This is a genomic window from Citrobacter sp. RHBSTW-01044 (assembly GCF_013781945.1).
Classification (GTDB): domain Bacteria; phylum Pseudomonadota; class Gammaproteobacteria; order Enterobacterales; family Enterobacteriaceae; genus Citrobacter; species Citrobacter braakii.
Genome location: NZ_CP056180.1, coordinates 4,556,401 through 4,581,085, shown reverse-complemented (window position 1 = coordinate 4,581,085; position 24,685 = coordinate 4,556,401). Strand labels below are relative to the sequence as shown.

Below are 24,685 nucleotides of genomic sequence, written 5' to 3'. Positions count from 1 at the left end.
ACTACCTCTTTGTTGGCTGCGGAAGCTCACCCCAGTCACTTACTTATGTAAGCTCCTGGGGATTTGCCTCCTTGCCGCCTCGATGTAGCGCGAATGATTTCGCGTAACAACGTATTCAATAAACCTGATTCCCTAAGAAATAAGGGAAACCGTATTACTTGGTGATACGACCTTGTGCATCTTTCAGCGCGGCATCGACGGTCTGACGGCCGCTGGCAGCGTTGATCACTGCGGTACGAACGGCATACCAGAATGCAGACATCTGCGGGATGTTCGGCATGATCTCGCCTTTCTGGGCGTTATCCATGGTGGCCGCGATACGCGGGTCTTTCGCTAACTGATCCTGGAAGGATTTCAGCGCAACCGCGCCCAGCGGTTTGTCCTTATTCACTTCATCCAGACCCTGATCGGTCAGCAGGTAGTTTTCGAGGAACTCTTTTGCCAGTTCTTTGTTCGGGCTGGCAGCGTTGATACCTGCGCTCAGAACGCCCACGAACGGTTTGGACGGTTTACCCTTGAAGGTTGGCAGCAGGGCAACGCCGTAATTCACCTTGCTCTTATCGATGTTGGACCACGCCCACGGACCGTTGATGGTCATCGCGGTGTCACCTTTGTTAAAGGCCGCTTCGGCGATGGAGTAATCGGTATCCGCGTTCATGTGTTTGTTCTTGATCAGATCAACCAGGAAGGTCAGACCCGCTTTTGCGCCCGCGTTGTCCACGCCCACGTCTTTCACGTCGTACTTGCCGTTTTCAAACTTGAACGCGTAACCGCCGTCGGCGGCAATCAGCGGCCAGGTGAAGTACGGTTCTTGCAGGTTGAACATCAGCGCGGATTTTCCTTTCGCCTTCAGCTCTTTATCCAGCGCAGGAATTTCTTCCCAGGTTTTTGGCGGGTTTGGAACGAGGTCTTTGTTATAAATCAACGACAGCGCTTCAACCGCAATCGGGTAGGCAATCAGTTTGCCGTTATAGCGTACGGCATCCCAGGTGAACGGATAGAGTTTGTCCTGGAACGCTTTATCTGGGGTGATTTCAGCCAGCAGGCCAGACTGAGCATAGCCGCCAAAACGGTCATGTGCCCAGAAGATGATGTCAGGGCCATCGCCAGTCGCGGCAACCTGTGGGAACTTCTCTTCCAGTTTGTCCGGGTGCTCAATGGTGACTTTGATACCGGTGTCTTTCTCGAATTTTTTGCCCACTTCAGCGAGGCCGTTATAGCCTTTGTCGCCGTTAATCCAGATAACCAGCTTACCTTCTTCAATCTTGGCGAGAGCCGAGGCGGAAAACATCATCGTCGTTAATGCAGACAATGCGAGGATGCGTGCGCCAGTTTTGATTTTCATAGTTCCCATCCTGTTTGGTGATTTTGCAGAGGTGGCTTAACGGTTACTAGTTTCTTTATACGACAACCTCTTTCCATCCTCCTTACCCCTACGCCCCACCCGCTCTTTATGTGATCTGTGTTACATAAATGTGAGTATTGCGTACTGGCGCACATAAAAACCCACTGATTTTTGCAGGCTGCATCACGAAATTCCTCCGCGGCGTACGGCCCGGGTCTCAGACGCTGTTCTCTCATCCTCCCGCCTCCTCCCCCATAAAAAAGCCGGGGGTGGAGGATTCACGCAGTCAAGGGATCACGCATAGTCAGCCCATCATGAATGTTGCTGTCGATGACAGGTTGTAACGAAGGGAGAAGGGCATGGCGAGCGTACAGCTGCGAAATGTAACGAAAGCCTGGGGTGACGTGGTGGTATCGAAAGATATCAATCTCGACATTCACGAAGGGGAATTCGTGGTGTTTGTCGGACCGTCAGGCTGCGGTAAGTCGACCTTGCTGCGTATGATCGCCGGACTTGAAACCATCACCAGTGGCGACCTGTTTATCGGGGAGACCCGGATGAACGACATTCCCCCCGCCGAACGCGGCGTGGGCATGGTCTTTCAGTCCTACGCGTTGTATCCCCATTTATCCGTCGCAGAAAACATGTCGTTTGGCCTCAAACTGGCTGGCGCAAAAAAAGAGGTGATGAATCAGCGCGTGAATCAGGTCGCGGAAGTTCTGCAACTGGCGCACCTGCTGGAGCGTAAACCGAAAGCGCTTTCCGGCGGACAACGTCAGCGTGTGGCGATTGGCCGAACGCTGGTTGCCGAGCCACGCGTATTCCTGCTGGATGAACCGCTGTCGAACCTCGACGCCGCTCTGCGTGTGCAAATGCGTATTGAAATCTCCCGCCTGCATAAACGTCTTGGCCGCACGATGATTTACGTCACCCACGATCAGGTCGAAGCGATGACGCTGGCCGACAAAATTGTGGTGCTGGATGCTGGTCGCGTGGCGCAGGTCGGCAAACCGCTGGAGCTATACCACTATCCGGCTGACCGCTTTGTGGCGGGCTTTATTGGCTCGCCGAAGATGAACTTCCTGCCGGTGAAAGTCACCGGGACGGCCATCGATCAGGTGCAGGTTGAACTGCCCAACCGCCAGCAAATATGGCTACCGGTGGACAGCCATGCGGTACAGGTTGGTGCCAACATGTCTTTAGGTATCCGCCCGGAACATCTGCTGCCCAGCGATATCGCCGATGTCACCCTCGAAGGTGAAGTGCAGGTGGTCGAGCAGCTTGGTCACGAAACTCAAATTCATATCCAGATCCCCGCCATCCGTCAAAACCTGGTTTACCGCCAGAATGACGTGGTGTTGGTAGAAGAGGGTGCCACATTCGCTATCGGCCTGCCGCCAGAGCGTTGCCATCTGTTCCGTGAGGATGGCACTGCATGTCGTCGGTTGCATCAAGAGCCGGGCGTTTAAGGTCCCCATAAAAAACGAAACGCAAAGCCATTCGAAGCTACATCGAGGCGGCAAGTAAATGAATCCCCGGGAGTGTACAAAGAGTACGCGACTGGGGTGAAAGAACGCAGCCAACAAAGAGGCAGCCCGAAGGGGGACGCGTTTAAAGAAAAGCAATGATCTCAGGAGATAGAACGATGATTACTCTGCGCAAACTCCCTCTGGCGGTTGCTGTAGCAGCAGGCATTATGTCTGTTCAGGCAATGGCTGTAGATTTCCACGGTTACGCTCGTTCCGGTATTGGCTGGACAGGGAGTGGCGGTGAACAACAGTGTTTCCAGGCAACCGGTGCACAAAGTAAATACCGTCTCGGTAACGAATGTGAAACCTATGCGGAAATCAAATTAGGTCAGGAAGTGTGGAAAGAAGGCGATAAGAGCTTCTACTTCGACACCAACGTTGCTTACTCCGTCGCACAGCAGAATGACTGGGAAGGCACAGACCCGGCATTCCGTGAAGCAAACGTGCAGGGTAAAAACCTGATCGAATGGCTGCCAGGCTCCACTATCTGGGCCGGTAAGCGCTTCTACCAGCGTCATGACGTACACATGATCGACTTCTACTACTGGGATATTTCAGGTCCTGGCGCCGGTATTGAAAACATCGATCTGGGCTTCGGTAAACTGTCTTTGGCAGCGAGCCGTTCACAGGAAGCGGGTGGTTCATACGCTTTCAGCAGCCAGAATATCTATGATCGTACCAAAGACACCGCGAACGATGTATTTGACGTTCGTTTAGCGCAGTTGGCAACTAACCCGGATGGGATGTTGGAACTGGGCGTTGACTATGGTCGCGCGAATACCACCGATGATTACAGGCTGGCGGACGGCGCATCTAAAGATGGTTGGATGTTCACCGCTGAACATACCCAGAGCATGCTGAAGGGCTACAACAAGTTTGTCGTTCAGTACGCCACAGATTCCATGACCACCCAGGGCAAAGGCCTGAACCAGGGTTCTTATGGTTCTTCCACTACGACCATTGAAGATCCCGTTACTGGCGTTAAAACCAACTATGCCAACAACGTTGTGAATAACAACGGTAGCCTGTTCCGCGTGCTGGACCACGGTGCAATCTCCCTGGGCGACAAGTGGGACCTGATGTACGTCGGTATGTACCAGAACCTCGACATGGATAACGACCTGGGGACCGAATGGTACACCGTCGGTATTCGCCCGATGTATAAATGGACGCCAATCATGAGCACCCTGCTGGAAGTCGGTTACGACAACGTCAAATCTCAGCAGACCAGCGATCGCAACAGCCAGTACAAAATCACCCTGGCCCAACAATGGCAGGCGGGTGACAGCATCTGGTCTCGTCCGGCAATCCGCGTCTTCGCAACCTATGCAAAATGGGATGAAGAGTGGGGTTACATCAAAAATGGTAACGACGTAACCAAATTCGCAGCGGCAACGAACTCAGGTCTCAGCACAACCAGCCGTGGCGACAACGATGAGTGGTCCTTCGGTGCCCAGATGGAAATCTGGTGGTAATTCAGCACTAACCTGACGTAAAGACCGAAAGAGGGGCGCAAGCCCCTCTTGATTACGGTTTAGCGCGCTATTGCCTGGCCACCGCTGAACCCATGCTATCTGAGGTGATAACAATGAAAATGAAGAAAAGTCTCGTTGCCCTTTGTTTATCTGCAGGGTTATTTGCCAGCGTACCTGGCATCAGCCTGGCCGATGTGAATATTGTTCCGCAGAACACCACCGCGGCCCCATCTATTCCCACTGCTGCGCTGCAGCAGTTAACCTGGACGCCTGTTGATCAATCCAAAACCCAGTCTTCGCCGCTTGCGACAGCGGGTCAGCGTCTGGATGTCGCCGGTATTACCGGCCCGGTCGCTGCGTATAGCGTCCCGGCGAATATTGGCGAGCTCACCCTGACGCTGTCCAGTGAAGTGAATAAACAAACCAGCGTATTTGCGCCAAACGTATTAATTCTTGACCAAAACATGACGCCATCTGCGTTCTTCCCCAGCAGCTATTTTACCTACCAGGAGCCCGGCGTGATGAGTGCCGATCGTCTGGAAGGGGTAATGCGTCTGACGCCAGCGCTGGGTCAGCAAAAACTCTATGTTTTGGTCTTTACCACTGATAAAGATCTCCAGCAGACCACAACCCTGCTTGACCCGGCAAAAGCCTATGCCAAGGGCGTAGGTAACGCTATTCCGGATATTCCAGACCCGATCGCCCGTCATACCACCGACGGTTTACTGAAACTGAAAGTCAAAACCAGCTCCTCCTCCAGTGTTCTGGTCGGGCCGCTGTTTGGTTCATCCGGCCCCGGTCCTGTCACGGTGGGCAATACCGCCGCGCCTGCGGTGACCTATGCGGCTCCGGCAGCAGCCGTTGCTGCTCCAGCGCCACAACCGGTGAAGAAAAGTGAGCCGATGCTGAACGACACGGAAAGTTATTTTAACCAGGGCATTAAGGATGCTGTTGCGAAAGGCGATGTCGATAAAGCGCTGAAGCTGCTTGATGAAGCTGAGCGTCTGGGATCCAAATCTGCCCGATCCACCTTTATCAGCAGTGTAAAAGGCAAGGGGTAAACATCGCCCCGCATTGTTGATTTTGCAACAACTGGTGCGTCTCCTGGCGCACCTTTTTTTATCCTTCGGTGCTAATTGTTACACTTATGTTGCTCTGGCGATCACTTAATTGTGTTTGCTCACCCCGTAATGCATTTTCTGCGATACAATGCCTTCAAGTTATAAATCGGAGAGTAAGGCATGCCACACCCTGCGTTAACGCAACTGCGTGCGCTGCGTTATTTTGATGCGATCCCGGCGCTGGACGCCCAACTGCTCGACTGGTTGTTACTGGAAGATTCCATGACTAAACGTTTTGAGCAGCAGGGAAAACAGGTCACCGTAACGTTGATTCGCGAAGCATTCGTTGGGCAAAATGAGGTGCCTGAAGAGCTGCCGCTGCTGCCTAAAGAGTCCCGTTATTGGTTACGTGAGATCCTGTTATGCGCGGATGGTGAACCCTGGCTTGCCGGGCGGACCGTGGTGCCTGAATCAACCTTGTGCGGCCCTGAGCTGGCCTTACAAAATCTGGGGAAAACCCCGCTCGGACGTTACCTGTTTACATCATCGACATTGACCCGAGATTTTATTGAGATTGGCCGCGATGCAGCGCTGTGGGGGCGCCGTTCCCGCCTGCGGCTGAGCGGTAAGCCGCTGATGCTTACCGAGCTTTTTCTACCTGCATCGCCGTTGTACTGAGAGGAAGATAAAGATGGAGTGGAGTCTGACGCAGAATAAGCTGCTGGCATTTCACCGCTTGATGCGTACGGATAAGCCAATCGGTGCCTTACTGCTGCTCTGGCCTACGCTGTGGGCATTGTGGGTGGCAACCCCAGGCATGCCACAATTGTGGATCCTGGCGGTTTTTGTCGCTGGCGTTTGGTTAATGCGCGCCGCCGGCTGCGTGGTGAATGATTATGCCGACAGGAAATTTGACGGACATGTTAAACGCACCGCAAATCGCCCGTTGCCGAGCGGGGCCGTCACTGAAAAAGAGGCCCGAACGCTGTTCGTCGTATTGGTACTGCTGGCCTTCCTGCTGGTTTTGACGCTCAACACGATGACCATTTTGTTGTCCGTTGCGGCGTTAGCGCTGGCGTGGGTTTACCCGTTCATGAAACGCTATACGCACCTGCCGCAGGTGGTGCTGGGGGCGGCGTTTGGCTGGTCGATCCCGATGGCGTTCGCCGCCGTGAGCGAGTCCGTACCGCTGAGCTGCTGGCTGATGTTCCTCGCCAATATTCTCTGGGCGGTGGCCTACGACACCCAATATGCGATGGTTGACCGCGATGATGACCTGAAGATCGGCATTAAATCGACCGCGATTCTGTTCGGTCAAAACGACAAGCTGATCATTGGTATCCTGCAGGTGGGCGTACTGGTGCTGATGGCGCTGGTGGGTTGGCTAAACGGGCTGGGACTGGGTTATTACTGGTCTCTGCTGGTGGCTGGCGCGCTGTTTGTATATCAGCAGAAACTGATCGTCAATCGCGAGCGTGATGCCTGTTTTAAAGCGTTTATGAACAATAACTACGTCGGTCTGGTGCTGTTCTTAGGGCTGGCGATGAGCTACTGGCATTTTTGAGTTTGGCTTAGCCTGCAAAATAAAAAACCGGTCATTACATTTCGACCGGTTTTTTTATGCTTACTCGCCTTGTGTGGCGCTCTCGATGGTCAGACGCACATCTGACGTGACCAGTTCGGCCAACATCTGATAGATTTTCATCGTCTCTTCCGGTTCGGCATCTCCGGTATCGCTGATGAATCCCTCGTCACGCAGCGTCAGCACCAGAGAGCTGAACACGGCTTTATCGAAGAATTCCGGCGCGTTAATGCCGTGCAGTACGGAGAGGCGTTGCGCCACGGTGCGGCTCTCTTTCTCCAGCGTGCCACGGTTGATAGACGGGTTCGCGCTCAGCAGCCAGAAGGTAATGGCGTAGCGTTGCAACGTCTCGCGAGCACCCGCCGCCAACAGCTGTAGCGTACGGGAGCGGGCCGGATTGATATGCAGTTCGTCATCGTTCAGGGCGATCAGTCCCTGGCGCTGCATTTCGCTGGCCAGTTCGTCAATCACTCCGGCGAGTTCATCACGCTCCCAACGTAAGAACAGCTCTGCTTTCAGCATCGGGTACAGCGCATCAATATGCTGCTGTAGCGCGGCGCGTGAAATACGACGATGCTGAGTCACAATGGCTGCCATCAACGAAGGCAGAACCAGCATATGCGCAATGTTGTTGCGGTAATACGTCATCAATACCGCCTGCTCGCGCGGCAGAATGATGATGTCACCGATGGTGTCTTTCTCGACCTCAAACTTATTCATCTGTAAGGCGTGGTCGATCAATTCACTGGCGCTCTGCGCAGGAACCGTACAATCCGCCGCGTACGGCACGTTGCGCAGCAGACTCAGATAGCAGTCGAGCTGTTCAGTCAGTTGCTCACGGGTCAGAGAGCGCTGGCGGGAGGCCAACAGCGCGGTACAGCACAGGTTCATGGCATTGGCCGCGCCTGCGTTGTTAATGCGTACCATCAGATCGGCGGCAATGCTATTCACCGTCGGCGTCAGCCAGGCCGGGCGGATGGACTCGATAGGATCGATCGATTCACGCCACTCCGGTACATGCTGGTTGAGGTAAGTCATCAATGGCATCGGTTCGCCAAAGTTGACATACCCCTGACCCAGATTACGCAGCTTGCTCAAGCCACGCAGCATTTGCGGCAGACTCTCTTTCTCTTTCGTCGCGCCACGCAGCTCTTTCGCGTACGTGCCCACTTCCATTACGTGCTCGTAGCCGATGTAGATGGGGACGAGGGTAATCGGACGCGTACCGCCGCGCAGCATCGCCTGAATGGTCATCGACAGCGTGCCGGTTTTCGGGTCGAGCAGACGCCCGGTACGTGAACGGCCTCCTTCGACAAAGTATTCAACCGAGTAGCCGCGGCTGAACAACTCGCCCAGGTATTCGCGGAAAACGGTGGAATAGAGCTTGTTGCCCTTGAAGGTACGACGAATAAAGAACGCGCCCAGACGGCGGAAAATCGGACCTGCTGGCCAGAAGTTCAGGTTGATACCGGCAGCGATGTGCGGCGGAACCAGCCCCTGGTGGTACAGAACGTACGACAGCAGCATATAGTCCATATGGCTGCGGTGGCACGGAACATAGACGATTTCGTGCCCATCGTGCGCCAACTGACGTACACGCTCCGCATTGTGAACGTTAATCCCCTGATACAGACGGTTCCAGGTAAAGCCCAGAATACGGTCTGTCAGACGAATCATCTCGTAGGAGAAGTTGGCGGCAATCTCTTCCATCAGCGCAATGGCATTTTGCTGCGCTTTTTCGTGGGAGATTTTTTTACTGCGCGCTTCATCTTCTACCGCGCGAGCGATAGCTTTTGAGGCCAGCAGTTTATTGAACAGGTCCTGGCGGGCAGGGAGGCGCGGGCCGACTGCGGCCAGACGCTGACGAGCAAAGTGCATGCGCGCCACGCGAGCCAGCTTCTGAGCGATGATTTTATCCGTACCGTGTTCGTCCGCCATGCGACGCAGGGAGACCGACGGGGAGAAGCGGACAAAACTGTCGCGACCCAGCCAGGACACAGCAAAGAATTTCTGTACACCGTTCAGCATGCGCAGCGGCGGATTGACCTCGCCTTTTTCACGCCCAGGCGCACGGCCAAACATCACCGAAACTGGCACCATTTGCACATCCAGGTCTGGATTGCTGCGGTGCAAGTCGAGATAGTTATGGAACAGCTTAATGGACTCTTCTTTCGGCGTGTAATAGGTGAACACGCGCGGGCCGCCGTGAATAAACACGTAGCGCGGCAGCAGAGTTCCGTCTATCTCCAGCGGTTCCAGGGGATCCGGGAGATCGTGCACCAGACATTGGGCACGCAGCGTCAGCAAGTCTGCTTTTGAATTGTACGGTAGGACGTACATAATGGGACGAGAAGTATCGAGCCCCAATTCCGGGGCAGGTTCTGCCGGAATAGACTTGCTTTTTACCAGGACGCTTAATGGTAAATTCAGTAATTTGTAGTAAATTCGTGGCCAGCCGGACATAAACGATGTAAAGCCTCTGGTTAATAATGCAAATGCGCTGCAAGGATATCAGAAAGTTTAGTGAATTTCTGGTGTATCCGGTCATACTTCGCGCTGCTTTGCCACACCCTGAAACAAACGGGGTAACGTTACAATGACATTGACGCTAATAATGTAAAAAGGTTCTTTTTGATGGCCAATAATACCACTGGATTCACCCGAATTATCAAAGCTGCAGGCTATTCCTGGAAAGGTTTTCGCGCCGCATGGATCAATGAGGCGGCATTCCGCCAGGAAAGCGTTGCCGTACTGTTGGGCGTAGCCATCGCCTGCTGGCTGGACGTTGACGCCATTACCCGCGTGCTGTTGATTGGTTCCGTGATGCTGGTGATGATCGTTGAAATCCTCAACAGTGCGATTGAGGCGGTGGTTGACCGTATTGGCTCTGAGTATCACGAACTTTCCGGTCGGGCGAAAGATATGGGCTCGGCAGCGGTATTGCTGTCTATTTTTGTCGCTCTGATCACCTGGGGCATCCTGTTGTGGTCGCATTTGCGATAAAGATTCCACAACTGCATAAATCTCCTGTTTTTTGTGCAGTTTGCGGTTCCAAAATCACCTTTAGCTGTATATACTCACAGCATAACTGTATATACACCCAGGGGGCGGAATGAAAGCGTTAACGGCCAGGCAGCAAGAGGTGTTTGATCTCATTAGGGATCACATCAGCCAGACAGGTATGCCACCGACGCGTGCGGAGATCGCGCAGCGTTTGGGGTTCCGTTCCCCAAACGCCGCTGAAGAACACCTGAAAGCGCTTGCGCGTAAAGGCGTCCTTGAAATTGTATCCGGCGCATCGCGCGGTATTCGACTGCTGCAGGAAGAAGAAGAAGGGTTACCGCTTGTCGGACGCGTAGCGGCAGGCGAGCCACTGCTGGCGCAGCAGCACATCGAAGGCCACTATCAGGTCGATCCTTCACTGTTCAAACCGAACGCCGATTTTCTGCTGCGCGTTAGCGGTATGTCGATGAAAGACATCGGTATTATGGACGGTGATTTACTGGCTGTGCATAAAACTCAGGATGTGCGTAACGGTCAGGTTGTTGTTGCCCGTATCGACGACGAAGTCACCGTTAAGCGCCTGAAAAAGCAGGGCAACAAGGTTGAACTCCTGCCAGAAAACAGCGAATTTAAACCTATTGTTGTCGACCTGCGCGAGCAAAACTTCACTATTGAAGGGTTGGCGGTAGGCGTCATTCGTAACGGTGAATGGCTGTAATTTTCTGTTGATTCCCTGTAGCCCGGGTAAGACGTTTACGTCGCTATCCGGCAACTTGCCCGGTGGCGCTATGCTTACCGGGCCTACACAGCATCTTTTTTCAGTACATCTAACTTCTTCTCAGGCTCTCCTGTATGCCTTTCTTTACCTCTTCTGATAAAGCACTCTGGCACCTCGCCTTACCGATGATCTTCTCCAATATCACCGTTCCCCTGTTGGGACTGGTGGACACCGCGGTGATTGGTCATCTGGATAGTCCGGTCTATCTTGGCGGCGTTGCTGTTGGCGCCACGGCGACCAGCTTTCTCTTTATGCTGCTGCTTTTTTTGCGCATGAGTACCACCGGCCTTACCGCACAGGCATTTGGCGCGAAAAATCCGCAGGCGCTGGCGCGCGCGTTGGTGCAGCCGCTATTGCTGGCGCTGGGGGCTGGGCTGCTTATCGCACTGTTTCGTACGCCGATTATCGATCTGGCTCTGCACATTGTCGGCGGAAGTGAGGCGGTACTGGAGCAGGCCCGACGTTTCCTGGAAATCCGCTGGTTAAGCGCACCCGCATCGCTGGCGAATCTGGTGCTGCTCGGCTGGTTGCTTGGCGTTCAGTATGCGCGCGCGCCAGTTATCCTGTTGATTGTCGGAAATATTCTCAACATTGTGCTCGATTTATGGTTGGTTATGGGCCTGCATATGAACGTGCAGGGGGCGGCGTTGGCGACGGTGATTGCCGAATATGCCACGCTGCTGATTGGCCTGATGATGGTACGCAAAGTCCTGCATATGCGTGGAATTTCGCCGGCAATGTTGAAGCTGGCGTGGCGTGGCAACTTCCGTCGTTTGCTGGCGCTCAACCGCGACATCATGCTGCGTTCGCTGCTGTTACAGCTCTGCTTTGGGGCCATTACGGTTCTGGGCGCGCGTTTGGGAGGCAATATCATCGCGGTAAACGCCGTTCTGATGACTCTGCTGACGTTTACCGCCTACGCGCTGGATGGATTTGCCTATGCCGTGGAAGCGCATTCGGGTCAGGCCTATGGGGCGAGGGATGGCAGCCAGTTGCTTGATGTCTGGCGGGCGGCCTGTCGACAGTCCGGTATTGTGGCTATTCTGTTTTCGCTGGTTTATGCCCTGTTTGGCGAGCAGATTGTTGCGCTGCTGACCTCGCTGCCGCAAATCCAACTTTTGGCCGATCGCTATCTTTTCTGGCAGGTGGTTTTGCCGCTGGTGGGGGTGTGGTGTTATCTGCTCGACGGTATGTTTATTGGAGCGACACGGGCTGCAGAAATGCGCAACAGTATGGCCGTTGCCGCAGCAGGATTCGCATTAACGCTACTGGCTTTACCGTTGCTGGGAAATCATGGTTTGTGGCTGGCGTTAACCGTTTTTCTCGCGCTGCGTGGGCTTTCCCTGGCCTTTATCTGGCGGCGTCACTGGCGTAATGGAACCTGGTTTGCCTGAGCGGATGGTTAAAAATTCCGAATAGTAAATAAAACCCAGAATCCCTGACTACACTTATTCTCACGTCCAGCAAAAACAGCATGTGTCTGGACATGGCACTCTCGCTATTCACAACCTAACGATGAGGACTTGATGATGAATAAAGACGAAGTCGGCGGTAACTGGAAGCAGTTTAAAGGTAAAGTGAAAGAGCAATGGGGCAAACTGACCGATGATGATATGACGGTCATTGAAGGTAAACGTGACCAACTGGTCGGTAAAGTCCAGGAGCGTTACGGTTACGCGAAAGATCAGGCGGAGAAAGAAGTGACCGATTGGGAAAAACGTAATGATTACCGCTGGTAATTAACCCTTCCCTCCTGAGAGTACAAGGATGTACGCTCTCCCACCCGCTTAACGCCCAACTTTTTTCTTCACCTGAATCGTATGGTCATGCTGGCATTCGCCAGGGTGACGACATGACTCAACCTCCACACAGGCCGGGCATAGTCCGTGGGCTTCAATAACGTTATGTCGCAGGGCAAAACCCATTTTTGCTGCCAGCGTATGCATGATGTCTTCCACGCCTTCCGCGCACTCTTCTTTTACCACACCACAGCGGTCGCAAATGAACATTGCGGAACTGTGAGTTGGCTGATCGAACAGATGGCAAAGCACATAGCTGTTGGTGGATTCCACCTTGTGCACAAAGCCTTGTTCCAGCAGAAAATCAAGCGCACGATACACGGTCGGCGGCTTGGCCTGCGGCTCGGTTTCCCGCAACAGGTCAAGTAGGTCGTAAGCGCTGATTGCGCCTTCCTGCAGGCTCATCAGGCGCAGCACTTCGAGGCGTTGTGGCGTAAGCCGTACGTTGCGTTGCGCACAGAGTTTTTCAGCTTGAGCCAATAACTCCTGCGTGGTGGTTTTGTCCATTTGGCGCCTCGATTTGCGTGCAAGGTTAATCCTTTACTTTAACATGTTCTGTTTAAAACACCGAGATCCACTGCGGTGTGCTATACCTGACCCATCGCAATACTGGAAAATAATCATGAAAAGACCCGATTGTATTCGTCACTGGCGTGAAGTTGAGGGGGCTGATGACTCCACCTATCCCGACAGCGATGAGCTGTTTTCCATAGGTGCGCCGCTTGCCCGCAAGCTGGGGTTAGGGCGACTCGGCATTCATCATGAGCGCCTGCCGCCGGGCCGACGCACCTCGTATCCGCACGCTGAAAGCGATGAGGAAGAGTTTATCTATGTGCTGGAGGGATATCCTGAAGCCTGGATTAACGGTTATTTATGGAAGCTGGAACCGGGCGACAGCGTCGGTTTCCCGGCGGGCACCGGCGTGTGTCACACCTTTATCAATAACACCAGTGAAGAGGTACGTCTGCTGGTCGTGGGTGAGGCGAACAAAAAATACAATCGTATTTATTATCCGCTTAATCCGGTTTATGCCGCCACGCGTGAGGATCGTTGGGTCGACCATCCGCCGCAGTTTTTTGGATCTCACGACGGAAAACCGGGGCGTAAATAGCGCTTGTCGGGGAGCAGGGAGGGGGAACCGCGAGGATGTGGCTCACTATCGTAATGGTCTATGCTATAGTAGCGCCCCTTTTTTAACCGGATGCTTGAATATTCGCCATGCTGCCTGAATCTCAGTCTACCGCTTTTCCCGCTCATCGTTTTTCTATTGCGCCGATGCTCGACTGGACGGACAGACATTGCCGCTACTTTTTGCGCTTACTGTCCAGCCAGACGCTGCTCTACACGGAGATGGTAACCACCGGCGCGATCATTCATGGTAAAGGCGATTATCTGGCGTATAGCGAAGAAGAACATCCAGTCGCTTTGCAACTGGGCGGGAGCGATCCGGCTGCGCTGGCGCAGTGCGCAAAGCTTGCTGAACAACGGGGCTATGACGAAATTAACCTCAACGTGGGTTGCCCTTCCGATCGTGTACAGAATGGAATGTTTGGTGCCTGTCTGATGGGAAATGCGCAATTGGTCGCTGATTGCGTCAAAGCGATGCGCGATGTGGTATCGATTCCGGTAACGGTGAAAACCCGTATCGGTATTGATGACCAGGACAGCTACGAATTCCTGTGCGATTTCATCAACACGGTCTCCGGTAACGGTGAATGTGAGATGTTTATCATCCACGCCCGCAAGGCCTGGCTGTCTGGGCTAAGCCCGAAAGAAAACCGCGAAATCCCACCGCTGGATTATGACCGTGTTTATCAGCTAAAGCGCGATTTTCCGCATCTGACAATGTCGATCAACGGTGGCATAAAATCGCTGGAAGAAGCGAAAATCCATCTGCAACATATGGATGGCGTGATGGTGGGGCGCGAAGCTTATCAAAACCCAGGCATTCTGGCGTCCGTTGACCGCGAGATTTTTGCTTTCACCAGCGAAGATGCCGATCCGGTCGCCGTAGTGCGTGCGATGTATCCGTATATTGAGCGTGAACTGAGTAAAGGAACCTATTTGGGGCATGTCACGCGCCATATGCTGGGACTGTTTCAGGGGATTCCAGGGGCACGGCAGTGGCGTCGCTATCTGAGCGAAAATGCGCATAAAGCCGGGGCAGATATTGAGGTTCTGGAACATGCGCTGAAGCTGGTGGCAGACAAACGTTAAGTTTTCGCCAAAAGTTAGTGAATTTCACCACGCCCTGCGCTTCGTCGCGGGGCGTTTGCTTTATAAATCAATATATTAATTTTGGCATGTTTCTTGTAAAGCTGTGGAGAGTATTTCATTTCGGGAGAGAGCCATGCTGGAACTACTTTTTGTGATTGGATTTTTTATCATGCTGATGGTCACCGGCGTATCTTTGCTGGGAGTGCTGGCCGCATTGGTGGTAGCCACTGTGGTGATGTTTTTGGGCGGACTATTTGCGTTGATGATTAAACTGTTGCCCTGGCTGTTATTGGCCGTTGCCGTGGTGTGGGTTATCAAGGCGATAAAAGCGCCAAAAGTCCCACAGTATCAGCGCAATAACCGCCGATTTTACTAAGGTATTGAGCGGTGTGTCACAACCTGCAACATTGCCTTTAGAAGCAAATAGGAATTGATTATCAAATCTGTCACTATTGCCAGGTTAACGAATTCATCGAGCTGTACCCTACATACAGCCGAACTAAAAAAAGAAAGGGCTTCCTACGGGAAGCCCTAATTCTTTCTTCCCCCTTCATAATTCAAACCGCAGGTTTGTTGGCGGCTTGAATTATTTAGCGGAAATGAGGGCGTTACGGGATCAGCAAACTCGACCCCTGTGTGGCCCGGCTTTCCAGCACTTCATGAGCACGCTGCGCGTCGTGCAGTGCGAACGTTTGGCCCGGTGCGACATCCACTTTGATCACTCCGCTGGCAATCAGCGAGAAAAGCTCATTGCTGGCTTCGGTTAATTCATGGTGGTTGGTGATGTAACCCTGAAGTGAAGGGCGAGTCACATACAGCGAACCTTTCTGATTCAGAATGCCTAAGTTAACGCCAGTCACCGGTCCGGAAGCATTACCAAAGCTGACCATGAGCCCCCGGCGCTGCAGGCAATCCAGTGAGGCTTCCCAGGTATCTTTCCCCACCGAGTCATACACCACCCGCACTTTTTTACCGCCAGTGATCTCTTTTACTCGTTCTACAATGCTCTCTTCACGATAGTTAATGACCTGCCATGCGCCGGCCTGCAGCGCAATTTGCGCTTTTTGCGCATTACCGACGGTGCCAATCAGCTTCGCACCCAATGCTTTTGCCCACTGGCAGGCAATCATACCGACGCCGCCTGCTGCCGCATGGAACAAAAATGGTTCATCGGGCTGAATTTCATAGGTCTTACGCAACAGATAAAAAACGGTGAGCCCTTTAAGAAATGAGGCGGCAGCTTGTTCAAACGAGATAGCGTTGGGCAAAATAGCGGTTTTATCCGCCGGGACGTTATGCACTGAGCTGTAGGCGCCCAGGGGGGACTGAGCGTAAACCACGCGATCGCCGGCTTTAATGTGCGTCACTTTGCTACCGACTTTACTGACCACGCCTGCGGCTTCGGTACCCAGACCGCTGGGCAGAGAAGGCGGCGGATAAAGACCACTGCGGATATAGGTGTCGATATAGTTGATCCCAATCGCTTTGTTCTCGACCTGGATTTCATTTTCCGCCGGGTCTACAGGCGTAAACTCCACAGCCTTGAGTACATCAGGGCCACCATGCTTGTGAAATTCAATACGTGTTGCCATGCTTCCTCCAAAAGAAATGTGGTAATCTTTCGACCCAATCATTATCTCGGTAACTCCATTCACTATGGCAGGAAATAAACCCTTCAACAAACAACAGACTGATGCTCGTGAGCGCGATCCCCAGGTCGCCGGGCTGAAAGTACCGCCGCACTCGATTGAAGCGGAACAGTCGGTGTTGGGCGGTTTAATGCTGGATAACGAGCGCTGGGACGATGTGGCTGAGCGTGTGGTGGCGGAAGATTTTTATACCCGACCGCACCGGCACATCTTCACCGAAATGCATCGCCTGCAGGAGATGGGAAAACCCATCGATCTGATCACGCTTGCAGAATCGCTGGAAGTTCAGGGGCAACTGGACAGCGTCGGCGGTTTTGCTTACCTGGCTGAGTTATCTAAAAATACGCCAAGTGCAGCGAACATTAGTGCCTATGCGGATATTGTCCGCGAACGTGCCGTTGTTCGTGACATGATTTCGGTGGCGAACGAGATCGCGGAAGCCGGGTTTGATCCGCAAGGCCGTTCCAGTGAAGATCTGCTGGACCTCGCGGAATCCCGCGTCTTTAAAATTGCTGAAAGTCGCGCCAATAAAGACGAAGGTCCGAAAAATATTACCGATGTGCTCGACGCTACCGTCGCGCGTATCGAACAGCTGTTCCAGCAGCCCCACGATGGTGTCACCGGGGTCAACACCGGTTATGACGACCTCAATAAAAAGACTGCTGGTTTGCAGCCGTCAGACTTAATTATCGTCGCCGCGCGTCCGTCGATGGGTAAAACGACATTTGCAATGAACCTCGTCGAAAATGCGGCGATGCTGCAAGATAAGCCGGTTCTTATCTTTAGTCTTGAAATGCCCTCAGAACAGATCATGATGCGTTCCCTGGCCTCACTCTCACGTGTAGACCAAACCAAAATCCGTACCGGTCAACTGGATGATGAAGACTGGGCGCGAATTTCCGGAACAATGGGTATTTTGCTGGAGAAACGAAACATCTATATTGATGACTCCTCCGGCCTGACGCCAACGGAAGTGCGCTCACGTGCCCGTCGTATCGCCCGCGAACACGGTGGTATCGGACTTATCATGATCGACTACCTGCAGCTGATGCGCGTGCCGTCGCTCTCCGACAATCGTACGCTGGAAATTGCTGAAATTTCCCGCTCGCTGAAAGCGTTAGCGAAAGAACTGCATGTGCCGGTGGTGGCGCTGTCGCAGCTTAACCGCTCTCTGGAACAACGCGCCGATAAGCGTCCGGTCAACTCGGATCTGCGTGAGTCCGGCTCCATCGAGCAGGATGCCGACTTAATCATGTTTATCTATCGTGATGAGGTTTATCACGAAAACAGCGACTTGAAAGGCATCGCCGAGATCATTATCGGTAAACAGCGTAACGGCCCGATCGGTACGGTGCGCCTGACGTTTAACGGTCAGTGGTCGCGCTTCGATAACTATGCTGGCCCGCAGTACGACGACGAATAACAACACTGAATCAGGTTACTCAAGCAAATACTTATCAAGGAATACAAATGCAAGCGGCAACTGTAGTCATTAACCGCCGCGCTCTGCGACACAACCTGCAACGTCTGCGTGAACTGGCTCCAGCCAGTAAACTGGTTGCGGTCGTGAAAGCGAACGCTTACGGCCATGGTCTGTTAGAGACCGCGCGAACGCTCCCCGATGCGGACGCTTTTGGTGTCGCTCGTCTTGAAGAAGCCCTGCGGTTGCGAGCAGGAGGGATCACGCAGCCCATCCTGCTGCTGGAAGGATTTTTTGATGCTTCCGATCTGCCGACTATCTCCGCGCAGCGTCTGCATACTGCCGTCCACAACCAGGAGCAGCTTGAAGCTCTGGAAGCCGCGGTACTGGCTGAACCGGTCACCGTCTGGATGAAGCTCGACACGGGAATGCACCGCCTGGGCGTGCGTCCTGAGCAGGCCCAGGCGTTTTATCAGCGCTTGACGCAATGTGAAAACGTGCGCCAGCCGGTCAATATCGTCAGCCACTTTGCGCGCGCGGACGAGCCTGAGTGCGGTGCGACCGAAAAGCAGCTCGATATCTTCAATAGCTTTTGCGCAGGTAAACCGGGTCAGCGTTCGATCGCCGCGTCGGGTGGTATTCTGCTGTGGCCGCAGTCTCACTTCGACTGGGCGCGTCCGGGGCTGATTCTGTATGGCGTATCGCCGTTGGAAAACCACTCTATCGGTGCCGATTTTGGCTGCCAGCCGGTGATGTCGCTCACTTCCAGCCTTATTGCGGTGCGTGAACACAAAGCGGGCGAGCCGGTTGGCTATGGTGGAACCTGGCTGAGCGAGCGCGACACGCGTCTTGGCGTGGTGGCGATGGGCTATGGTGATGGTTATCCGCGCGCAGCGCCGTCTGGGACACCGGTACTGGTCAATGGCCGTGAAGTGCCGATCGTCGGTCGCGTCGCGATGGATATGATTTGCGTCGATTTAGGTCCCGAGGCGCAGGACAAAGCCGGCGATTCGGTTATCCTGTGGGGTGAGGGCCTGCCCGTTGAACGCATTGCTGAAATGACGAAAGTAAGTGCTTACGAACTTATCACGCGCCTGACCTCAAGGGTGGCAATGAAGTACATCGATTAAGTTCATGATGTGCCGGATAAGGCGGTTACGCCGCCATCCGGCAATATTCCTCTCAACATCCTCTCGATCTTCTCCCGCTTCCGGTTTATTGTGTTCTTAACCCCTGCCTGTAAACCTGGAGAACCACACGTGTTTCAAAAAGTTGACGCCTACGCTGGCGACCCGATTTTATCGCTCATGGAGCGTTTCAAAGACGATGCACGTAGCGACAAAGTGAACCTCAGCATCGGTCTGTACTACAACGAAGACGGCATTATTCCTCAGCTCAAAGCGGTGGCAGAAGCGGAAGCCCGACTGAATGCCAAACCGCATGGCGCTTCGCTGTATCTGCCGATGGAAGGTTTGAACACTTATCGCCATACTATTGCGCCGCTACTGTTTGGCGCAGATCATCCGGTTCTCCAGCAGCAGCGCGTCGCAACGATTCAGACGCTGGGCGGTTCCGGTGCGCTAAAGGTTGGCGCAGACTTCCTGAAACGCTATTTCCCTGATTCTGGCGTGTGGGTCAGCGATCCGACCTGGGAAAACCACATCGCGATTTTTGAAGGTGCTGGGTTCGAAGTAAGTACTTACCCCTGGTATGACGACACCACCAATGGCGTGCGTTTCAACGACCTGCTGGCCACGCTGAACACCTTACCGGCGCGCAGCATCGTACTGCTGCATCCGTGCTGCCATAACCCGACGGGTGCGGATTTAACCCCCGCGCAATGGGATGGTGTCATTGAGATCCTGAAAGCTCGCGATCTGATCCCGTTCCTGGATATTGCTTACCAGGGTTTCGGCGGTGGAATGGAAGACGATGCTTATGCGATCCGCGCCATTGCCAGCGCCGGATTGCCTGCACTGGTCAGCAACTCATTCTCGAAGATTTTCTCTTTGTACGGCGAGCGTGTCGGCGGACTTTCAGTGGTCTGTGAAGACGCTGATGCCGCCAGCCGCGTTCTGGGGCAGCTAAAAGCGACGGTGCGTCGTAACTATTCCAGCCCGCCAAACTTTGGTGCGCAGGTTGTGGCCGCAGTGTTGGGTGATGACGCGCTGAAAGCCAGCTGGCTGGCGGAAGTCGAAGAGATGCGTACCCGTATTCTGGCGATGCGCCAGGCGCTGGTTAACGTATTGAATGCGGAGATCCCTGGTCGTAACTTTGATTACCTGCTGCAACAGCGCGGGATGTTCAGCTATACCGGGCTCAGCGCTGCTCAGGTCGATCGCCTGCGCGATGAGTTCGGTGTGTACCTGATAGCCAGCGGTCGTATGTGCGTGGCCGGGTTGAATCACGGTAACGTGCAGCGGGTGGCGAAGGCATTTGCCGCCGTCATGTAACCGGGTTTTTAGGCCTGATAAGCGTCGCGCCATCAGGCATTGTATTGCCGGATGGCGGTGTAATCACCTTATCCGGCCTACTTTCTTTCACCGTGCTATTGGTCTGTTTTCCAATGTGATCATGCTCTTTTTCCAGGACAAAACCAGAGAAAATCCTTCCTTTCCCTCCCCCTAAGGGGTAAGGTCAGATAGTTTTTTGACCAGTTGTTAATAAAAAAATGATAACTAACTGACTACTTAGGGAAAAATATGCGCAAGTTTACGTTGGCACTGAGTGCCGTTTGTTTATTGTTCACGCTAAATCAGCCGGCCCAGGCGTTAGTTTCCTCTCCCTCTCAGCTTAATCCAGGCACCAACGTTGCAAAACTCGCTGAGCAGGCACCCATTCACTGGGTCTCCGTGGCACAAATTGAAAACAGCCTGACCGGACGCCCGCCGATGGCCGTCGGGTTTGATATCGATGACACCGTCCTCTTTTCCAGCCCAGGCTTCTGGCGCGGAAAAAAAACGTATTCTCCGGACAGTGAGGATTACCTGAAAAACCCGGCCTTCTGGGAAAAAATGAACAATGGCTGGGACGAATTCAGCATTCCGAAAGAAGTGGCGCGTCAGTTGATTGATATGCATGTGCGTCGCGGCGACAGCATCTTTTTCGTAACCGGGCGTAGCCAGACGAAGACCGAAACGGTGTCGAAAACGCTGTCCGATAACTTTCACATCCCGGCCGGCAATATGAACCCGGTCATTTTTGCCGGTGATAAGCCGGGCCAGAATACGAAAACGCAGTGGCTGCAGGATAAAAATATCCGCATGTTCTACGGCGACTCTGATAATGACATTACCGCCGCCCGAGATGTGGGTATTCGCGGTATTCGTATTTTACGCGCTTCTAACTCCACTTATAAACCGTTACCACAGGCCGGCGCGTTTGGTGAAGAGGTGATCGTCAACTCGGAGTATTGAGGATGTTGCTTGCGGTTGTTGTTTTTTTAAACAAATTTGCGTTACCTGCTTTTACCTTTTGCGGACTTGCTGCACACTGAATAAAAGATGTTCTCATTAGGCAATATGCTGGTAAGGGGAATTAAGATGACAAATTCGGAGTTGCTGCAATACTGCATGGCAAAAATGGGCGCCGAGCAGAGCGTACACAGTGACTGGAAGGCCACACAAATCAAAGTCGAAGATGTACTTTTTGCCATGGTAAAAGAGGTGGAAGAACGCCCGGCGGTGTCACTGAAAACCAGCCCGGAACTGGCAGAGTTGTTACGTCAGCAGCATAGCGATGTACGGCCAAGCCGGCATCTCAATAAGGCGCACTGGAGTACGGTGTATCTGGACGGCTCGCTGCCGGATTCGCAAATCTACTACCTGGTAGACGCCTCTTATCAGCAGGCCGTAAACACGCTGCCGGAAGATAAACGCCGGATACTGGCGCAGTCCTGATCTGTTTTCCGCAATGAGGCGCCAGCGCCTTATCCGGCCTACAAGCAATTATGCATATTTTGTAGGCCTGATAAGCGTAGCGCCATCGGCATGATTACAACAGTGGTTTGAGGAAACGGGCCGTGTGTGAGGCTTCACACTCAGCGACCGTTTCTGGTGTGCCTGAAACCAGAATTTCCCCGCCGCCGCTGCCGCCTTCCGGACCGAGATCGACAATCCAGTCAGCGGTTTTTATCACGTCCAGATTGTGCTCAATCACTACGATGGTGTTGCCCTGATCCCGGAGTTGATGCAGCACGTCCAGCAGTTGCTGAATATCCGCAAAATGCAGACCGGTGGTCGGTTCATCGAGAATATACAGCGTTTGACCGGTACCGCGTTTGGACAGTTCACGCGCCAGCTTCACGCGCTGCGCTTCACCGCCCGAGAGCGTGGTGGCGGACTGACCCAGTCGAATGTACGTCAGACCCACGTCCATCAGCGTTTGCAGCTTACGCGCCAGCGCCGGAACGGCATCGAAGAACTCACGCGCTTCTTCAATCGTCATATCCAGCACTTCGTGGATAGTCTTGCCCTTGTACTTAATCTCCAGTGTTTCGCGGTTATAGCGCTTGCCTTTACACTGATCGCACGGCACGTAGATATCCGGCAGGAAGTGCATTTCGACTTTGATCACGCCGTCGCCCTGACAAGCTTCACAGCGTCCGCCGCGGACGTTAAAACTGAAACGACCCGGAGTATAACCGCGCGCACGCGACTCCGGCACGCCGGCAAACAGTTCGCGCACTGGCGTAAACACGCCGGTGTAGGTTGCCGGGTTAGAGCGCGGCGTACGGCCAATCGGGCTTTGGTCAATGTCGATCACTTTGTCGAAATGTTCCAGGCCCTGAACATCACGATATGGCGCGGGTTCAGCCAGCGTGGCGCCGTTCAGCGCCGTCTGCGCAATCGGGAACAGCGTGTCGTTAATTAGCGTCGATTTACCCGAACCGGAAACACCGGTAATGCAGGTAAATAAACCAACCGGCAGCGTCAGCGTGACATCTTTCAGGTTGTTACCGCGCGCGCCGGTCAGCTTCAACACTTTTTCCGGGTCTGCCGCCACGCGCTGTTTCGGCACTTCAATCTTGCGCTTACCGCTCATGTACTGGCCGGTCAGCGACTCAGGCACGGCCATGATATCTTTTAGCGTACCTTCGGCAACCACCTGGCCGCCGTGAACGCCCGCGCCGGGGCCGATGTCGATGACGTGGTCAGCGGCGCGAATCGCATCTTCATCGTGCTCAACCACAATGACGGTATTGCCCAGATTACGCAGGTGGATAAGCGTACCCAACAGACGCTCGTTATCGCGCTGATGCAGACCGATAGACGGTTCATCCAGCACGTACATTACGCCGACCAGACCTGCGCCGATCTGGCTTGCCAGACGAATACGCTGGGCTTCGCCGCCGGAGAGCGTTTCTGCTGAACGCGACAGCGTCAGATAGTTGAGGCCGACGTTAACCAGGAACTTCAGACGATCGCCAATCTCTTTGAGAATTTTCTCTGCAATCTTCGCTCGCTGACCCGCAAGCTTCAGGTTGTTGAAGAAATCCATGGCGTGACCGATGCTCATGTCGGAAATCGCGGGCAGCGGCGTATTTTCGACAAATACGTGGCGGGCTTCCCGGCGTAAACGCGTCCCCTCACAGCTGGCGCACGGTCGGTTGCTAATGAACTTGGCTAATTCTTCACGTACCGCGCTGGATTCCGTCTCTTTATAACGGCGCTCCATATTGTGCAATACGCCTTCGAACGGATGGCGGCGTACGGACGTATCGCCGCGATCGTTCATGTATTTAAATTCGATATTCTCTTTACCGGAACCGTACAGCACCACTTTATGCACGGCAGGGTTCAGGCTGGCCCATGGGGCTTCGACGTCGAATTTATAGTGTTCCGCCAGTGACTTAAGCATCTGGAAGTAATAGAAGTTACGGCGATCCCAGCCGCGGATAGCACCACCGGCCAGCGACAGTTCCGGATTTTGGATCACACGGTCAGGATCGAAATACTGCTGCACGCCGAGACCGTCACAGGTCGGGCATGCGCCCGCTGGGTTATTGAACGAGAACAGACGTGGTTCCAGCTCGCGCATGCTGTAGCCGCAGATCGGGCAGGCGAAGTTGGCGGAGAACAGCAACTCTTCCGCTTTCGGATCGTCCATATCGGCGACCACCGCCGTACCACCGGACAGTTCCAGCGCGGTTTCAAAGGATTCAGCCAGTCGCTGGGTGAGATCGTCGCGTACTTTAAAGCGGTCAATCACCACTTCAATAGTGTGTTTCTTTTGCAGTTCAAGCTTGGGCGGATCGGAAAGGTCGCACACTTCACCGTCGATACGGGCGCGGATATAGCCCTGGCCTGCCAGGTTTTCCAGCGTTTTAGTATGCTCGCCTTTACGCTCCTTAATCACCGGCGCCAGCAGCATCAGACGTTTGCCTTCCGGCTGCGACAGAACGTTGTCCACCATCTGGCTAACGGTCTGGGCCGCCAGGGGAACGTCGTGATCCGGGCAGCGCGGTTCGCCAACGCGGGCAAACAGCAGACGCAGATAGTCGTGAATTTCGGTAATCGTACCTACCGTGGATCGCGGGTTGTGGGATGTCGATTTTTGTTCAATTGAGATGGCGGGAGACAGCCCCTCAATGTGGTCGACATCCGGCTTTTCCATCAGCGACAGAAACTGACGTGCGTACGCGGAAAGGGATTCAACGTAACGACGCTGCCCTTCGGCATACAAGGTGTCGAAAGCGAGCGAAGATTTGCCTGAGCCCGAAAGCCCGGTGACGACAATCAGCTTGTCGCGCGGGATGACGAGGTTGATGTTTTTGAGATTATGGGTGCGGGCGCCCCGAACTTCGATCTTATCCATTCATCTTTCCC

At 53.8% G+C, this 24,685-nt stretch carries 22 protein-coding genes; 17 read left to right on the top strand and 5 right to left on the bottom strand.

Annotated elements, in window-relative coordinates; genetic code table 11:
• Positions 1-154: 154 nt before the first annotated feature.
• Positions 155-1,345: a maltose/maltodextrin ABC transporter substrate-binding protein MalE gene (gene malE / locus HV352_RS21910; RefSeq protein WP_016155342.1), complete on the bottom strand. Its 1,191-nt coding sequence runs from the start codon at positions 1,343-1,345 to the stop codon at positions 155-157.
• Positions 1,346-1,704: 359 nt separating this feature from the next.
• Here malE and malK point away from each other — a divergent pair, with 359 nt between their 5' ends.
• The 5 genes from malK (at position 1,705) to ubiA (ending at position 6,974) form a co-directional block, all read left to right on the top strand.
• Positions 1,705-2,814 carry a maltose/maltodextrin ABC transporter ATP-binding protein MalK gene (gene malK, locus HV352_RS21905; RefSeq protein WP_016155343.1) on the top strand — a complete coding sequence of 370 codons (1,110 nt, stop codon included), beginning with the start codon at positions 1,705-1,707 and terminating at the stop codon, positions 2,812-2,814.
• 176 nt (positions 2,815-2,990) lie between these two features.
• Positions 2,991-4,349, top strand: coding sequence for a maltoporin (locus HV352_RS21900; protein ID WP_016155344.1), 1,359 nt, complete (start codon positions 2,991-2,993; stop codon positions 4,347-4,349).
• A gap of 113 nt (positions 4,350-4,462) precedes the next feature.
• The gene (malM, locus tag HV352_RS21895; RefSeq protein WP_181598667.1) at positions 4,463-5,410 is read left to right on the top strand and encodes a maltose operon protein MalM; all 948 of its coding nucleotides are present in this window, start codon (positions 4,463-4,465) and stop codon (positions 5,408-5,410) included.
• Between the two features lie 180 nt (positions 5,411-5,590).
• Positions 5,591-6,088, top strand: coding sequence for a chorismate lyase (gene ubiC / locus HV352_RS21890; RefSeq protein ID WP_016155346.1), 498 nt, complete (start codon positions 5,591-5,593; stop codon positions 6,086-6,088).
• A gap of 13 nt (positions 6,089-6,101) precedes the next feature.
• Positions 6,102-6,974, top strand: coding sequence for a 4-hydroxybenzoate octaprenyltransferase (gene ubiA, locus HV352_RS21885; RefSeq protein ID WP_003826589.1), 873 nt, complete (start codon positions 6,102-6,104; stop codon positions 6,972-6,974).
• A 60-nt stretch (positions 6,975-7,034) separates the two neighbouring features.
• On the opposite strand, the gene plsB is transcribed toward ubiA, so the two are convergent.
• On the bottom strand, positions 7,035-9,455 hold the full coding sequence (gene plsB / locus HV352_RS21880; RefSeq protein ID WP_016155442.1) for a glycerol-3-phosphate 1-O-acyltransferase PlsB: 2,421 nt from the start codon (positions 9,453-9,455) through the stop codon (positions 7,035-7,037).
• 171 nt (positions 9,456-9,626) lie between these two features.
• Between plsB and HV352_RS21875 the strand changes: the two genes are divergently transcribed.
• The 4 genes from HV352_RS21875 to HV352_RS21860 all read left to right on the top strand — a co-directional run bounded on the left by HV352_RS21875 (position 9,627) and on the right by HV352_RS21860 (position 12,512).
• On the top strand, positions 9,627-9,995 hold the full coding sequence (locus HV352_RS21875; protein WP_003826594.1) for a diacylglycerol kinase: 369 nt from the start codon (positions 9,627-9,629) through the stop codon (positions 9,993-9,995).
• A gap of 109 nt (positions 9,996-10,104) precedes the next feature.
• The gene (gene lexA, locus HV352_RS21870; protein ID WP_003826596.1) at positions 10,105-10,713 is read left to right on the top strand and encodes a transcriptional repressor LexA; all 609 of its coding nucleotides are present in this window, start codon (positions 10,105-10,107) and stop codon (positions 10,711-10,713) included.
• 134 nt (positions 10,714-10,847) lie between these two features.
• On the top strand, positions 10,848-12,167 hold the full coding sequence (gene dinF, locus HV352_RS21865; protein ID WP_181635086.1) for an MATE family efflux transporter DinF: 1,320 nt from the start codon (positions 10,848-10,850) through the stop codon (positions 12,165-12,167).
• 135 nt (positions 12,168-12,302) lie between these two features.
• Entirely contained in the window at positions 12,303-12,512 is a 210-nt protein-coding gene (locus tag HV352_RS21860; RefSeq protein ID WP_019077869.1) for a CsbD family protein, read from the top strand.
• 48 nt (positions 12,513-12,560) lie between these two features.
• Here the strand turns inward: HV352_RS21860 and zur are convergent, their stop codons facing one another.
• On the bottom strand, positions 12,561-13,079 hold the full coding sequence (gene zur / locus HV352_RS21855; RefSeq protein WP_003031709.1) for a zinc uptake transcriptional repressor Zur: 519 nt from the start codon (positions 13,077-13,079) through the stop codon (positions 12,561-12,563).
• A 115-nt stretch (positions 13,080-13,194) separates the two neighbouring features.
• Here zur and HV352_RS21850 point away from each other — a divergent pair, with 115 nt between their 5' ends.
• The 3 genes from HV352_RS21850 to pspG all read left to right on the top strand — a co-directional run bounded on the left by HV352_RS21850 (position 13,195) and on the right by pspG (position 15,165).
• On the top strand, positions 13,195-13,683 hold the full coding sequence (locus HV352_RS21850; RefSeq protein WP_016155350.1) for a cupin domain-containing protein: 489 nt from the start codon (positions 13,195-13,197) through the stop codon (positions 13,681-13,683).
• A 107-nt stretch (positions 13,684-13,790) separates the two neighbouring features.
• Entirely contained in the window at positions 13,791-14,789 is a 999-nt protein-coding gene (gene dusA / locus HV352_RS21845; protein ID WP_181635085.1) for a tRNA dihydrouridine(20/20a) synthase DusA, read from the top strand.
• Positions 14,790-14,922: 133 nt separating this feature from the next.
• Positions 14,923-15,165, top strand: a complete 243-nt coding sequence (gene pspG, locus HV352_RS21840; RefSeq protein WP_016155352.1) for an envelope stress response protein PspG — start codon at positions 14,923-14,925, stop codon at positions 15,163-15,165.
• A gap of 232 nt (positions 15,166-15,397) precedes the next feature.
• Here the strand turns inward: pspG and HV352_RS21835 are convergent, their stop codons facing one another.
• Positions 15,398-16,381, bottom strand: a complete 984-nt coding sequence (locus HV352_RS21835) for a quinone oxidoreductase (RefSeq protein WP_016155445.1) — start codon at positions 16,379-16,381, stop codon at positions 15,398-15,400.
• Between the two features lie 64 nt (positions 16,382-16,445).
• Here HV352_RS21835 and dnaB point away from each other — a divergent pair, with 64 nt between their 5' ends.
• The 5 genes from dnaB (at position 16,446) to HV352_RS21810 (ending at position 21,757) form a co-directional block, all read left to right on the top strand.
• Positions 16,446-17,861: a replicative DNA helicase gene (dnaB, locus tag HV352_RS21830; protein WP_003826610.1), complete on the top strand. Its 1,416-nt coding sequence runs from the start codon at positions 16,446-16,448 to the stop codon at positions 17,859-17,861.
• A gap of 47 nt (positions 17,862-17,908) precedes the next feature.
• Positions 17,909-18,988: an alanine racemase gene (gene alr / locus HV352_RS21825; protein WP_047357731.1), complete on the top strand. Its 1,080-nt coding sequence runs from the start codon at positions 17,909-17,911 to the stop codon at positions 18,986-18,988.
• Between the two features lie 129 nt (positions 18,989-19,117).
• Positions 19,118-20,311: an aromatic amino acid transaminase gene (tyrB, locus tag HV352_RS21820; RefSeq protein ID WP_016155447.1), complete on the top strand. Its 1,194-nt coding sequence runs from the start codon at positions 19,118-19,120 to the stop codon at positions 20,309-20,311.
• Between the two features lie 249 nt (positions 20,312-20,560).
• Complete coding sequence (gene aphA, locus HV352_RS21815; protein WP_003826615.1) at positions 20,561-21,274, top strand: acid phosphatase AphA; 714 nt, start codon at positions 20,561-20,563, stop codon at positions 21,272-21,274.
• A 126-nt stretch (positions 21,275-21,400) separates the two neighbouring features.
• Positions 21,401-21,757 carry an MmcQ/YjbR family DNA-binding protein gene (locus HV352_RS21810; RefSeq protein ID WP_016155357.1) on the top strand — a complete coding sequence of 119 codons (357 nt, stop codon included), beginning with the start codon at positions 21,401-21,403 and terminating at the stop codon, positions 21,755-21,757.
• Positions 21,758-21,851: 94 nt separating this feature from the next.
• Here HV352_RS21810 and uvrA read toward each other — a convergent pair whose 3' ends face one another.
• Complete coding sequence (uvrA, locus tag HV352_RS21805; protein WP_016155358.1) at positions 21,852-24,674, bottom strand: excinuclease ABC subunit UvrA; 2,823 nt, start codon at positions 24,672-24,674, stop codon at positions 21,852-21,854.
• Positions 24,675-24,685: the final 11 nt, after the last annotated feature.

Excerpts from the sequence above, each read along its gene's own strand:
- malE (WP_016155342.1), bottom strand. The coding sequence starts at position 1,345 with ATGAAAATCAAAACTGGCGCACGCATCCTCGCATTGTCTGCATTAACG.
- dusA (WP_181635085.1), top strand. The coding sequence starts at position 13,791 with ATGCTGCCTGAATCTCAGTCTACCGCTTTTCCCGCTCATCGTTTTTCT.
- dinF (WP_181635086.1), top strand. The coding sequence starts at position 10,848 with ATGCCTTTCTTTACCTCTTCTGATAAAGCACTCTGGCACCTCGCCTTA.
- HV352_RS21900 (WP_016155344.1), top strand. The coding sequence starts at position 2,991 with ATGATTACTCTGCGCAAACTCCCTCTGGCGGTTGCTGTAGCAGCAGGC.
- malK (WP_016155343.1), top strand. The coding sequence starts at position 1,705 with ATGGCGAGCGTACAGCTGCGAAATGTAACGAAAGCCTGGGGTGACGTG.
- zur (WP_003031709.1), bottom strand. The coding sequence starts at position 13,079 with ATGGACAAAACCACCACGCAGGAGTTATTGGCTCAAGCTGAAAAACTC.
- ubiC (WP_016155346.1), top strand. The coding sequence starts at position 5,591 with ATGCCACACCCTGCGTTAACGCAACTGCGTGCGCTGCGTTATTTTGAT.
- ubiA (WP_003826589.1), top strand. The coding sequence starts at position 6,102 with ATGGAGTGGAGTCTGACGCAGAATAAGCTGCTGGCATTTCACCGCTTG.
- HV352_RS21875 (WP_003826594.1), top strand. The coding sequence starts at position 9,627 with ATGGCCAATAATACCACTGGATTCACCCGAATTATCAAAGCTGCAGGC.
- HV352_RS21835 (WP_016155445.1), bottom strand. The coding sequence starts at position 16,381 with ATGGCAACACGTATTGAATTTCACAAGCATGGTGGCCCTGATGTACTC.
- lexA (WP_003826596.1), top strand. The coding sequence starts at position 10,105 with ATGAAAGCGTTAACGGCCAGGCAGCAAGAGGTGTTTGATCTCATTAGG.
- HV352_RS21860 (WP_019077869.1), top strand. The coding sequence starts at position 12,303 with ATGAATAAAGACGAAGTCGGCGGTAACTGGAAGCAGTTTAAAGGTAAA.
- uvrA (WP_016155358.1), bottom strand. The coding sequence starts at position 24,674 with ATGGATAAGATCGAAGTTCGGGGCGCCCGCACCCATAATCTCAAAAAC.
- aphA (WP_003826615.1), top strand. The coding sequence starts at position 20,561 with ATGCGCAAGTTTACGTTGGCACTGAGTGCCGTTTGTTTATTGTTCACG.
- HV352_RS21850 (WP_016155350.1), top strand. The coding sequence starts at position 13,195 with ATGAAAAGACCCGATTGTATTCGTCACTGGCGTGAAGTTGAGGGGGCT.
- dnaB (WP_003826610.1), top strand. The coding sequence starts at position 16,446 with ATGGCAGGAAATAAACCCTTCAACAAACAACAGACTGATGCTCGTGAG.
- alr (WP_047357731.1), top strand. The coding sequence starts at position 17,909 with ATGCAAGCGGCAACTGTAGTCATTAACCGCCGCGCTCTGCGACACAAC.
- plsB (WP_016155442.1), bottom strand. The coding sequence starts at position 9,455 with ATGTCCGGCTGGCCACGAATTTACTACAAATTACTGAATTTACCATTA.
- pspG (WP_016155352.1), top strand. The coding sequence starts at position 14,923 with ATGCTGGAACTACTTTTTGTGATTGGATTTTTTATCATGCTGATGGTC.
- HV352_RS21810 (WP_016155357.1), top strand. The coding sequence starts at position 21,401 with ATGACAAATTCGGAGTTGCTGCAATACTGCATGGCAAAAATGGGCGCC.
- malM (WP_181598667.1), top strand. The coding sequence starts at position 4,463 with ATGAAAATGAAGAAAAGTCTCGTTGCCCTTTGTTTATCTGCAGGGTTA.